The sequence below is a fragment of the Paenibacillus anseongensis genome, assembly GCF_009757995.1.
Lineage (GTDB): Bacteria > Bacillota > Bacilli > Paenibacillales > NBRC-103111 > Paenibacillus_E > Paenibacillus_E chondroitinus.
The window spans coordinates 739,199-751,573 of sequence record NZ_WSEM01000008.1; the positions used below are offsets into that span (position 1 = coordinate 739,199).

10 protein-coding genes are annotated in these 12,375 nt (G+C 48.2%); 1 reads left to right on the forward strand and 9 read right to left on the reverse strand.

Annotated features, from left to right (window positions below; translation table 11 throughout):
• Window positions 1-8: 8 nt before the first annotated feature.
• The 9 genes from nagZ to GON05_RS10955 form a co-directional block, all read right to left on the reverse strand.
• Window positions 9-1,643 carry a beta-N-acetylhexosaminidase gene (nagZ, locus tag GON05_RS10915; RefSeq protein ID WP_157319154.1) on the reverse strand — a complete coding sequence of 545 codons (1,635 nt, stop codon included), beginning with the start codon at window positions 1,641-1,643 and terminating at the stop codon, window positions 9-11.
• Window positions 1,644-1,669: 26 nt separating this feature from the next.
• Window positions 1,670-2,497 (reverse strand): carbohydrate ABC transporter permease, encoded by an 828-nt coding sequence (locus GON05_RS10920; protein WP_246238975.1) that lies wholly within the window; start codon window positions 2,495-2,497, stop codon window positions 1,670-1,672.
• Complete coding sequence (locus tag GON05_RS10925; protein WP_338114042.1) at window positions 2,494-3,354, reverse strand: carbohydrate ABC transporter permease; 861 nt, start codon at window positions 3,352-3,354, stop codon at window positions 2,494-2,496. Before GON05_RS10925 ends, GON05_RS10920 begins: the two co-directional genes overlap by 4 nt.
• A 35-nt stretch (window positions 3,355-3,389) precedes the next feature.
• Window positions 3,390-4,730: an extracellular solute-binding protein gene (locus GON05_RS10930; protein WP_157319156.1), complete on the reverse strand. Its 1,341-nt coding sequence runs from the start codon at window positions 4,728-4,730 to the stop codon at window positions 3,390-3,392.
• A 94-nt stretch (window positions 4,731-4,824) separates the two neighbouring features.
• A complete protein-coding gene (locus GON05_RS10935; protein WP_181646259.1) occupies window positions 4,825-6,450 on the reverse strand; it encodes a response regulator in 1,626 nt (541 codons plus the stop codon).
• Window positions 6,447-8,267 (reverse strand): sensor histidine kinase, encoded by a 1,821-nt coding sequence (locus GON05_RS10940; protein ID WP_157319158.1) that lies wholly within the window; start codon window positions 8,265-8,267, stop codon window positions 6,447-6,449. The genes GON05_RS10935 and GON05_RS10940 overlap by 4 nt, the downstream gene beginning before the upstream one ends.
• A 138-nt stretch (window positions 8,268-8,405) precedes the next feature.
• A complete protein-coding gene (locus GON05_RS10945) occupies window positions 8,406-8,849 on the reverse strand; it encodes an OsmC family protein (RefSeq protein WP_157319159.1) in 444 nt (147 codons plus the stop codon).
• A gap of 5 nt (window positions 8,850-8,854) precedes the next feature.
• Window positions 8,855-9,253 (reverse strand): DMT family transporter, encoded by a 399-nt coding sequence (locus tag GON05_RS10950; RefSeq protein WP_157319160.1) that lies wholly within the window; start codon window positions 9,251-9,253, stop codon window positions 8,855-8,857.
• Window positions 9,254-9,422: 169 nt separating this feature from the next.
• On the reverse strand, window positions 9,423-10,217 hold the full coding sequence (locus GON05_RS10955; RefSeq protein WP_157319161.1) for a sugar phosphate isomerase/epimerase family protein: 795 nt from the start codon (window positions 10,215-10,217) through the stop codon (window positions 9,423-9,425).
• 1,253 nt (window positions 10,218-11,470) lie between these two features.
• On the opposite strand from GON05_RS10955, the gene GON05_RS10960 reads away from it, so the two are divergent.
• Entirely contained in the window at window positions 11,471-11,878 is a 408-nt protein-coding gene (locus GON05_RS10960; protein ID WP_221435219.1) for a hypothetical protein, read from the forward strand.
• Window positions 11,879-12,375 lie beyond the last annotated feature (497 nt).

A 12,375-nucleotide genomic window follows, 5' to 3' on the forward strand; every position in this document is an offset into this window, starting at 1 on the left:
ACCCCCACTCATACCTCCAACCTCCATCCAATCGCATATTGTTCCGACAACGTAACAGGCAACCGCCCAACCGGCTTCTCATGCCCCAGCAGCACATTTGCCAGAGACACCATCGCCAGCGGACGATTCTCATAACAGGCGAAATACGTCTTCACTTCAGGAAACTCAAGCAAATCATAAGGGTTCCTTCCTGCAGCTACGATAAGATGCAAATCTTCAATCGCCGCAAGAGCCTTTACCAACTGAGTCTGTCCTGGCGAAAAAGTGGCATTATAAGTGACCATAACCACCTGCTTTTTGCCTTCGGCAGCTTGCAAGGTTGCTGTAATCTCCGACTCGGAAGGATATATTCCCAAGTATACCTCTTGGATATCACTCCCCGTAAGCTCAGCCAGTGCACGTCCCAGCGTTCCCTGCCGCTCAACAACCTCATCAATCTCGGTGCCCGTCTGCACTTCCGTCCAAATCACGAGCGGCGACTCATTCATATCCAGCAGCATACCGACTTCGTCCTTCACTAGCGTAATGCTTTTGCGGCTGAGCTCCTTAGCCAAAAGCTGATGCTCCGGCGTTGAAATAGGCCCTTCAGGAATTGGCGCCAGCTTTTCAAATTGGATCTCTCGTTTATATTTGTGGGTCATTACTCGCAGGACTGACGCATCGATTCGAGACTCCGGAATTCGCCCGCTTTCAACGGCTGCAATGACGGCCTCCATCGCGGAAACTTGGCGTTCCAGTGTATGACTGACCAGTATGAGATCCGATCCAGCCTCGATGGCACGAACCGCGCCTTCAGCTACTCCGATCCCTTCGGATATCGCTTTCATTTCCAAACAGTCCGTAACGATAAGCCCTTTGAAATTAAGTTCTTCCCGCAGCAGCTCGGTTAAAATCCGATACGATAACGTTGAGGGCACACCGTTTTGTTCCAAAGCCGCGAACACGACATGCGCAGTCATAATGGCGTCTACGCCGCCTTCAATGGCTTTGATAAAAGGAGCAAGCTCAAGCTCCATAAGCCTCTCCATGCTGTGCGGAACAACCGGCAGATCATGATGCGAGTCCTCTGAAGTATCGCCATGCCCCGGAAAATGTTTGACCGTGGCGATAACGCCCATGTCCTGCAGCCCTTTGACAGCATGCGTTCCCATATCGCCGACGATGGCCGCGGTTTCCCCGTAGGAGCGCACCCCGATAACCGGATTCAAGGGATTATTGTTAATATCCAGACATGGCGCAAAGTTCATGTTCACGCCCATCTGACGCAGCTCTTTGCCCATGATTTTGGAGCTTGCATACACCCCTGCAGGCGCAAAAGCAGCCCCGAGCGCCATATTCCCCGGCAGCAAAGTCGCCCCTTTTTCGATTCGAGACACCATGCCGCCCTCTTGATCCACCGCGATAAACAGGGGTTGTCCCCCGCTGTGATGGCTTATTTCTTGCAATTTTGCAGACAAATGAGCCAATTGATGCGCATCTTTTACATTCCTCCGAAAATAAATAACGCCGCCAAGCCCATACTCTTCAATTAGCTGCGTAATCGCTGGATTTGGCTCAATGGCATCAAAGCCGCAAATAAACAGTTGACCAATTTTTTGGCGTAAAGTTAATGGTTTATGCGCGTTGCTGGATATGGACGACATTATGGACACGCTCCTTGAATAAGTGGTTAAGCTTTAATGCATGCAATAATTCGTTTCTGCATAAGGAAATACATCAGCACGACAGGAATCAGACTGAACATGATGGCTGCGCAAAGTGAACCATAGTTCATATTCAACTGGTCATAGAAGGCCACCATGCTCACAGGTAGCGTTCGAAACTTTTCTTTTGTGAGAAACAGATTCGCCATCATAAACTCGTTCCAATTGCTAAGGAAATTGAGCATAAATACTGGAATAAGCGGAGGTACGGTAATTGGAACAATGACGCGCCAAAGCAGTCCATAGATGGATAACCCATCCATTGTACCCGCTTCCTCAAGCTCACTTGGAAAGGATTTGAAAAACCCGCTAATCATAAAAACCGTGGGCGGCAATCCAATAGTAATGTAAGGCATAATTAAAGCAAGAGGCGTATTGTATAGATGAAAGCTTCTCAGCAGCATATATAGAGGGACAAGCAAAGAGCCGGCAGGCACCAGTAATGCTACCATCAGAACTCGATTAATGACCTTGCTCAGTCTCGGAAATTTCATGCGTATCAAGGCAAAGGAGGTGCTTGTACCGAGGATCAGCGTCATCACAGCCGAAATACTGGAAACCACGAGACTGTTCGTAAAATAGTGCGAGACATGCGCGCCTGTCCACGCGTTCCCATAATTGGACAGCAGCCACTCATGAGGGAAAGACCAAGGAAATGCGATGATTTCTTTATTCGTTTTAAAAGAAGAATTGAGTACCCAGGCCAGAGGGAACAGGATGATAACTATGTAGACCATAAGTATGGCGTGCTTGATGGCACTGCGTAGGGAATTTGCTTTTCGCTGAGTTTTCAAAACCGCGCCTCCTCTTGCTTGGCCGTCAACCAGCCAAAGACGGAAGTCAGCACACCTGTGAATAGTAAAATGAGCAGAGCAATGGCATTCGCATAGCCGTATTCGCCGATTCGGTACGCCTTTTTATACATATAAGTTGCCATCACTTCCGTTATTCCGTAGGGGTTCCCTCCTGTCATCACAAAGACGATATCAAGCGCTTTCATCGCACCGGTAATCGAAAGCAGGATCATCACAATAATCACAGGACGCAGGAGCGGCAGCGTGATCGACCAAGCTTGACGAGAGCTTGATGCGCCGTCCATTTCGGCTGCCTCGAGGATGGTTACCGGGATGGCATAAATGGCTGACAAAACGAGAATCACATAGAAGCCAACCCACTGCCAGGCGTTAGTGACGAGCACAGAAATCATCGCTGTCGATTCATCAGCCAACCAAGTATGCTTCCAAGCCCCTAGGCCTGCAGCTTCCAGCAATTGATTCAAGAGTCCCGCTTCAGGATGATAAATGAATCCCCACAATACGCCGACAACAGCCGTCGATAGAATGGTAGGGAGGAAAATCATGGTTTTATAAAATCCCGTCCAACGCCGAATTTTGCTCAACACGAGAGCTAAACAAACAATGAACGGGATCTGTACACCAATCGAAAAAGCAATAAAATACAAGTTGTTTCGCACGGCAATCCAGAAATATTTATCCTGAAACGCTTGGGTGAAGTTGTCCAGACCGGTCCACTTGGCTGGTAGGATTCCGTTCCATGCCGTAAATCCGTAGCGCAACGACATCAGCATGGGGGAATAGAAAAAAATCACTAGAAAAAGCAGTGTAGGTACTGTAAAAATGGCGTATGCCAATGGGTTTCTTCCTACTTTGTTCATGGTTCATCCTACTAATTCGTATGAGTTTCTTCCTTATTTGAAGCATCCTGCTGCTTCTGTATTTCTGTCATCAGCGTGACCGGATCTGTTCTGCCGCCGACTAATTCCTGCATACCGCGTTCCAACTTCTCACGAACCTTGGTTTGAATGCGCGAGTCGAAAGCAGGGAATGCCCCTTTGCTGGTCGCAAACACATCCAAAATTTGCGTAATCAGCGGATTCACATTGCTCGTATCCTGCAGCTTCATGGCAGGCGGCATGCCTTCCTCGACCAGCTGCCTTTTTTGCATCGGCTCATTGTACATCTGCCTGATGAATTCCTTTATCGCATCAAGCTGCGCCGGCGTCACTTTCTTCGAGAAACCATACGCGTTTGACCACCCGCCGTTAATGAAGCCGTCTCCAGGGCCGCCCATATCCGGGAAGCTCATGAAGCCTACATCCTTCGCAATGGCAGATTTCTCCGGGTCAAGCAGCGGCGTATTGGCCCAACTGCCGTCAAACATGAATGCCGCTTCTCCGCTGCTGAATTTGTTTTGCTGCTCGGCATATGAAAGTGCTAAACTGCCCTCTTGGAAGTACCCTTTTTTCACGAGGAGATCGTATTTCTGAAATGCATCCACGACATCCGGATCTGTCCAGTGCTTGCTCCCATCCAGAAAGCCTTCGACGGAGTCGCGCCCAGCTGTGCGCACCCACATGGTGTTGCACATCATGTTGATGACCCACGAGTCTTTGGCTGCCAGCGCGAATGGCGTTATCTTCTGAGCTTTCAGCTTGGCTGCAGCGTCAAGCAGCTCATTCCAGGTTTGAGGCGGTTTGATTTGATGCTCTGATAAAATCTTTTTATTATAATACAAGCCCTCGACATATCCGGCCATCGGGATGCCGTATATTTTACCGTCGACTGTAAACTCTTCAAAGCTGTAGAACTTGTCCGTTAACCCCAGTTCACTCAAGATGGGCGTCAGATCTAGCAGCCTGTTCGCTTTCACATAATCTTTCGTATCCGTCCCGCCGAATAAGTCGAAGATCTCGGGTGGATTCCCGGCAGCCATCTCGGCTCTAAGCTTTTCGAAGCGATTCACTTTGTCCTCTACGCCATCCAATGTAATTGAAAGGCCGGGCACCTTCGCCTCCGTGGACTTCACAACCTCTTGAAGCATCGCCAAACGCTTCTTCTGCGTATCTTTCACCTGCGTGTGACGAATGGTCAGCAGGATTGGTTCACCTTTTGCCCCTGGGGAGGGTGCTTCGGAGTTTGGGCTGTTCAGGTTTAAGCTGCTGCAAGCGGACAGGATGAACGATACGGCCACAACCCCTGTTACCGGGAACAACGTTCTAATTTTCATCTTCCTTGATCTCCCTTAGGCTTGCATGTTAAGTATAAAATAATGGCTGCTCCTCCTAAAGACCGATAAATTCCTTATATAGGGGCAAAATCCTCTACTTCGGCTCCATGCGTTTCTCCCGATACTCCGAAGGAATTTCACCGGTAAACTTCTGGAACACTTTCGTAAAATAACGACGCTCCGTATAACCGACGGACCTTCCGATATCCGTAATGCTTTTGTCGCTATGCAGCAGCATCGATTTCGCCAGCTCCATCCGGTGTTTGGTTACATATTCAACGAAAGTTTCCCCGAATTGCTGCTTGAACAATAAGCTGAAATAACTCGAAGAGATGCCGAGGGAGCTCGCAATATCTTCAATTCCGAAATCATTCGAGTAATGAGTTCGAATATACTCTTTCGCAGCTGTCATTAGAAGTTCGCTGTTTTTCTTCTTATTCGTCCCTTCCAGCCCGATGGCGGCGAGCTGTACCATCACTTGAAGCAGGTGTTGTATGCTCTCACTTGTATCCAGTTGGCGCCAAACCTGCTCTTCTTCCTGCACATCAAGCGAGTTCATCTCGCGCAATTCGCGAAGCACATGCAGGATCAGGAAGTGCAGCATTTGATACGCTCTGGCGAAAGAACTGTTCGGCAGCCCCTCCAGCAACAATTTCAGCCTACTTAGAGCGTCCTCCGTTTTGATTCGATTCAACTGTTTGAGTCCTGTTACAATCTCTTCAACCAAGTACCATAAGGAGCTGTTGGCGTCCGCCTGCTCTTTGGACTCCCTATAGAGCAGCACAGACTCCTGCTTATTCAGGTTTAACTGCATGAACCGCTGCAGCTTCCGATACGTGTCAGAGAGCAATCGCAGACCTACAGCACTAGGATAAAAACCTATGCTAATGCCCAGTTTGACGGATTCGCGGACATCTTTTTGCAGCTTCAGCGCTACTTCATGCAAATTAGACTGCATTTGCGTTTCCTCGGCTTGGACTCCGTTGTCCTCGCCCCCTCTAGTGTCCCATTGAATAAGCAGGCACCATTCGCCTTCACGCATCTGCAGCACGGAAAATTCCGCTTTGAAATTGGCTAGTGAATCTTGCATCACATTACGGACGGCGAAATTCCACAGCTTTCGTTCTTGCTCTGACCAAGGCAGCGACTTTTGCGAGTAATCATCCACATCGATCATCATGAACGAATACGTCATCGTTTCCAAATCCATATTATCGATCGGAAGCAGCGTGTACGTTGAAATTTCCGTATAGTTCATGAGGACATCCTGGAGAATTTTCTCATAGGCCAAATTTTTCATTTTACCCCACTTTTGCTGCTCCTGCTGCTTAATCGCCTTGTTTTCCCTGATTTCATTCGCTAGCTTACGAATACAGTTTTCCAACTCTTCATAGTTGATCGGCTTTAACATGTAATCACTAACGCCAACCCGCATTAGCGAGCGCGCATACTCAAAATCCTGATAACCCGTCACCATCAGCACTTTGCAAGCTTCGTTGATTTCACGGAGTTTTTGGACAAAGGTAATCCCATCCATCAAAGGCATCCGAATATCGCTCATCACCAAATCCGGTTCATGCAAGCGGGATAGTTCCAGGGCATCTACCCCGTTCTTGGCCGTTCCTACAATATCAATTTCCAACTCTGCCCACGGAATGACCGCCTGCAAATTACGTAAAATGTTAGGCTCATCATCCGCCAAAATCGCTTTTAGTCTCACAGGCTCGCCTCCTTTGTTTTGGGAATGACAATCTTCATCGTCGTCCCGTGCCCTTCCAAACTGCAAATAAAGATGCCATAATGCAGGCCGTACTGGATGCGTATGCGGTCGGCTACATTGCTGACGCCCAGACCTCTTCGCTCTTCATTGACATTCGCATCTAAAATTTCGTGAAAAGGCGTCTCCAGCTCTGTTTTATAATGAAATTTCGCTAACTTGTCATTGGAGATGCCGATCCCGTTATCCGAGACATAGAGCCCGATCCTGTCCCCTTCATCAAGGACTTTGATCGCGATTACCCCCATATAATCAATAGGTTCAAAACCATGCTGCAGCGCGTTTTCTACCAGTGGTTGGAGCGTAAGCTTCAAAATGCTGTAATCCAATATCTCCGGGTCCGATTCAATTTCATAACGGAATTGGTCTTCGAAGCGGAATTCCTGAATTTCGAGGTAACTTTTGAGATGATCCAACTCTTGTTTAAGCGAAATCTCTTCCCTGTTCTCCATACCGATCCGCAGCAAATTGCCAAGCCGATACACCATTTGACTGACTTTCTTCCCTTGGTTTTGGATCGCAAGCACATTGATGGATTCCAGCGTATTAAAAAGAAAATGCGGCTTGATTTGCGCCTGCAGCAGCATGAGTTCCGCTTTGTTTTTGCGGTCCTGCTGACGTTTGACTTCGTCCAGAAGGTCCTCGACCCTCTCTACGAGACTATTAAAGCCTCTAGCCAGCGCCGTAGTTTCATCCTTACCGCTTTCCTCCATACGCGTCGTCAGATCGCCGCGCTCTACTTTTTTCATGGAGCCCAGCATCCGGAGAATTAACTGCACAATTCGGCGAACGAACACTAAATTATAGACCAGAGCAAAAAATAGGCACACAAACGTAATCCCGGCGACCAGCTTCATAATCGTTTCGATTTCGCCCGCCACGTACTTCCAAGACGTTATCGATACGACGCTCCAATCCTGCACGCCCATTTGATTAATATTTAAATGATAAAGAGAAACAAGACTTTTTTCATTTTGAAAATTAGCTTGAAAACTCCGGTTGCTTTGCTGCAGATCCAGCTTGCCTTGCAGCAGCTGAAGCACATTGGCGCCTTCCAAATGCTGCTTATTGTCATAGAAAATAAGTCCGCTTTTATTCACGAGCAAGTAACGCTTAGAGCTGTCTTCATTCGTATTAAAAGATTTAAAAATTTGATCCAGCTCATTAAATTTAAATTTCAACAGCATGTAGCCGAGATTGTCCATTGTCCAGAAATCTTTAACCATCCTAGCCTGATAAAACTCCCCGCGACCTGCGCCCAGCTCCTTATATTCAGAGGGGCCAATCCACATGGGACTGCCATTCAGTTCCTTGATCTGTTCAAAAGCCGTGCTGCTCGACAACGTTTTCCATGGCAGCGCATTCCCGCTTGTTCTCCCTGCGCTGAAGGACTTACCGGCATTGTTGTAAATGACGACTGACTGAATCGGCGAATACGTCAAAATCGAGCCACGCAGCAGCGTATCGAACGTATTCAAATCATACGACGACGGAGCTTCTTCATTCGGCCTGACCTCATCGATTGTCCGGTAAATGCCCTGAATGCTGTCTTTGACCATCCAGAAGTCTGAGAAATAATTCGCTTCCTTGAACATGTAATAAATGTTACGGGAAATCGCTTGCAGCGTAACCTCGGTCAAGTCACCGTATTTCTTCTCAATGAGTTGTTGGGATACGGTATAGACGGCCGTGCCCAGTACGAACAAAGGGATAATAATAAAAAATAAAAATCCGATAAACACCTTTTTGTTCAAATTCATCGACGTTTGGCAGACCCCTTCTAACCCGAATCAGGCACCATCCTGTATGCTGGTGCCCTTCATTGCTTTTTATTATTATAATTGACCCGTCTTTGCGTCACCTAGGGATAGGTTCGGATGGAGGAGGGATAAAATCCTCTAGTCCAGTTCGGATCGAATTTCGGGTTCCACCGTCACTTCCACATTGCCTTTTAGCGCTTTACTGATCATACAGGCCTGCTCGGCCCGATAGGCTGCTCTGCTTATTTTATCCAACTGATCCGGAAGAGTATGAGCGGGTACTGAAATGTATGGCCGGTGTATGATCCTATTCACCTTCATGGCCGGCGTATTCTCAACATAAATCTCCGATTTCAGCTCAAGAGAGGTAATGCCCTGCCGCTTTACCAGCATGCCGAGCGTTATGAGATAACAGGTTGCGGCTGCTCCGAGCAGGAGCTCTTCCGGATTCGTGCCGATGCCAGGTCCATCTAACTGGCTTGGTACTGAAATTGGTGCGTCCAGATTCCCCGCGCGAATGCTGCCTGTGCCGTCCAACCCGCCGGTCCACTCTGCTTTCAAATCAAATCGATGCTCGCTCATCCGTATCACTCCTTATTTAATGTAGCCGCGGATTGCTCTTGTTGCTTGCTGGACTGCGCTTTCGCTTGCGATTGCGTCTGGGCTTCGTCTCCACCACTTATATGCAGCCCGATGACGCCTAAAATGATGAGAACAATGGAAATCACCTTCAGCGTGGAGATGGACTCGTTGAACCACCAAATGCCGATGATCGTTATCAGTGCCGTCCCTACCCCGGACCAAATGGCATAGGCCAAAGAGACCTCAAGCTGCTTCAAAGCCAGTGTAAACAACGTGAAACATATGATGTAGCAAATTCCCATCACAACTGCTGGACCAATCCTCGTGAAACCTGATGACATCTTCATTGCCGTCGTGCCAATCGTTTCAAACAGGATAGCCAGCAGCAGAAATGTCCAATTCATATTCCAAATCATTTCATCCATCCTCTACTGATCTTGTTGCTCTCATTGTAAAGGAATGGAAGGCGTTTCACCAGTTCGTTCGTCGTGAAGTTGTCCGGGAATAACCGAAGGAACAATAAAAAATGGCTGCACGCGGCAGCCATAGCTATTTTGACAAACCAATTAAATTTTAGGCAAATTTGTTACGAAGCCTGTCTGCCATCTTAAGGCATACCTCCCATAAGTCAGACACTGGCTCGTTCGAAAATGGCATCGTATGCATGTAACCGGGAGGCCCGAATTCCGGTGTAATCGTTGTAACTGCACAACCTCGACTCATTCGAGTCTTCCATATATTTTCCCACCACAGCTCATGTGTCTCTAGTTCCCGTTTATATTCAGGTGCATCTGGATGGGGAACTTGTGGCCCCTGCGCGTAGCCTACCCTTGCATGGATATGTATGGTCCGCTCAAAGGCGATCTGCAAATTCTCCTGTTGATCCTCTAAAAGCGATTCACAAACGCAGCACCAGTGGCTGAAATCCGCTGTGATCTTCAAATCAGGAATAGCTTGGAGCAGCCTGGCCGTTGTCCATGGGGTAAACATGGCGCGATGCCGGTGTGTTTCATGGCCGACTGGAATGCCATAATGCTTCTCTGCTTCGACGGCAGACTTAAAAAATTGCAATTGTCGCTCCTCACTCATGTTATCTCGGGCACTATGGGAAATAACTAACGTCGGGTCCAGTGATACCGCAGCTTCGAGATTTGCCTTGAACGAATCCTCATGATTGCCGGATGTACTAATAAGTGCAATATAGTCCAGGTTATACTCCTGCAAGAGTTGTGCAAACTCTGTGCGATGTTCCTTCATCGGGACTCCTGCTTCCACACCTGAATATCCCGCCGCCGCTATTTTGCCAAACGCTTCTCTATAGGTATAACCTTCCATCCCCCACAACGATTTAAACAACTTCATTTGCATGGCCATTCCTCCAACATTCATTTATTCAAAGTTTAACGGAATAGGAGGCGTTGAATCCATGGATGCCTGTATGCTTTCATGTATAATCGTTCGCTAAAACTTCAGCGTACTGAGACACTTGGCAGAAGGGGTAGCCTTATACTAGCGTTAATTTGGTCAACGAAATACCCTTGAGGAACTACAGGCCACTATTCTAGCAAATGCAGCCCGTTTCCGTGTTCGAACGGAACTACAGGGCTTTATTTGACCGCCTCATCCCGGTTTCATTAAGAAAACGGACAAATAGTGGCCCACAGTTCCCCTGCACTCGAAGAAAGGTCTATTTCGATGAAATAGAGCCCTGTAGTTCCCCAGGACAGGGAGAGACCCCAGAACCCCAAACCTATCAATTGAAAAAACCGCCCCCGCCCTGTAATCAGGGCAAGAACGGTTCTATTAGCGCAATGGATGAAGGCTGCTCACTACGTGTGATAGGCTCTTCTATAGAATTGCGAATATTGATCTCTATGAAAATGCAAATTTCATGTGTTGGAATCAAAACAATGAAAGCCCTACCTCTCTTCCATCCTTGCGGCTCCAATGACCGCGCCAGTGCGAATTGCTTTACAAACACCTGCTGCCGAAACACGATGACACTGCCTCGGGTTTACCATAAAATGAGCTGAATTTACTGCGTCATTGGGAGAAAAACAAACAAGGAGAGGGGGTTACTTTCTACTCGCTAATCGTCCGTATGGGGGTAAATGAGGTTTGGTCTAAAGTGTTTATATGGTTCATTTCAATCAATCTATAAAATATACACGAAAGTTATGAACGTGTCAATAGGACTATCCACAGTAAACTAGTTATGCTATAAGGGAAAATAATTTCAATCGGTTGTGAAGCACACGCCGCTTTTCTAGATCCAGCATGGACTGCTGAATCCAGAGAGGCCGCTTATTTTATTCATATATGAAATGGAGTGTATTAACATGGATGAGCAATTTCGCATTGCATTAGAGAATTTTCTTACTAAGCATCTTGCTAAAAGGGAAGGAAAACGTCATCGCAGACTCAAAGAGGGCCATGGCCACGCTGAACAATTATTTCTTCGGCAGGTTTGATGGCCAGCCTTCGGCGGCTTCACGGATTTGCACCCTGAGTACGAGGTGAAAGACTTTCGGGATGGGACTCGCTTTCTCGACTTTACTTTTATGCGGCACTCCCTGAAGCTAGCCATCGAAATTGATGGATACGGACCTCACGCCTCCCAAATGAGCCGCAACCAATTCTCCGACCAATGGATCCGCCAAAATCATCTCGTCATAGACGGTTGGAAAATCCTCCACTTTTCCTATGATGATGTCAAAGACCGCCCCCGCATGTGTGAACAAATCCTGCAGCAATTCATGGGACGCTTTCTGGGCCGCGATGCTTCAACATATGTGAAATTGAATTACGTGGAGAAGGAAGTCATTCGTTTTGCACTCAACATTGACAGAGCTATAAAGCCAAACGATGTATCGGCTTTGCTGGACGTTGGTTCACGTAAATCCTATCAAGTACTAAAAGCAATGACAGATAAATCGTTACTTAAGCCTGCCGGCAGTGGGCGAAAGTGTATTCGCGGTTACAATTTGCATGAACAAGCACAAGCAATTTGGGAGAAAAACAACCACTAAACCCTGCAGGAGCGAAAATTTCTGCTGAGGCGGCCTTTTCAGACGGCTCGTTCTCCTTTTCCTCCGCTCCGCCTCCGGAGACAGCCCTTTCAGCTCTCTCGACCGCAGTGGGCGCACCGACGACTGCCTTGCACTGCTGAAGCGGCCTTTTCAGACGGCTCGTTCTCCTTTTCCTCCGCTCCGCCTCCGGAGACGGCCCTTTCAGCTCTCTCGACCGCAGTGGGCGCACCGACGACTGCCTTGCACTGCTGAGGCGGCCTTTTCAGACGGCTCGATCTCCTTTTCCTCCGCTCCGCCTCCGGAGACAGCCCTTTCAGCTCTCTGACCGCAGTGGGCGCACCGACGACTGCCTTGCACTGCTGAGGCGGCCTTTTCGGACGGCTCGATCTCCTTTTCCTCCGCTCCGCCTCCGGAGACGGCCCTTTCAGCTCTCTCGGGCGCAGTGGGCGCACCGACGACTGCCTTGCACTGCTGAGGCGGCCTTTTCAGACGGCTCG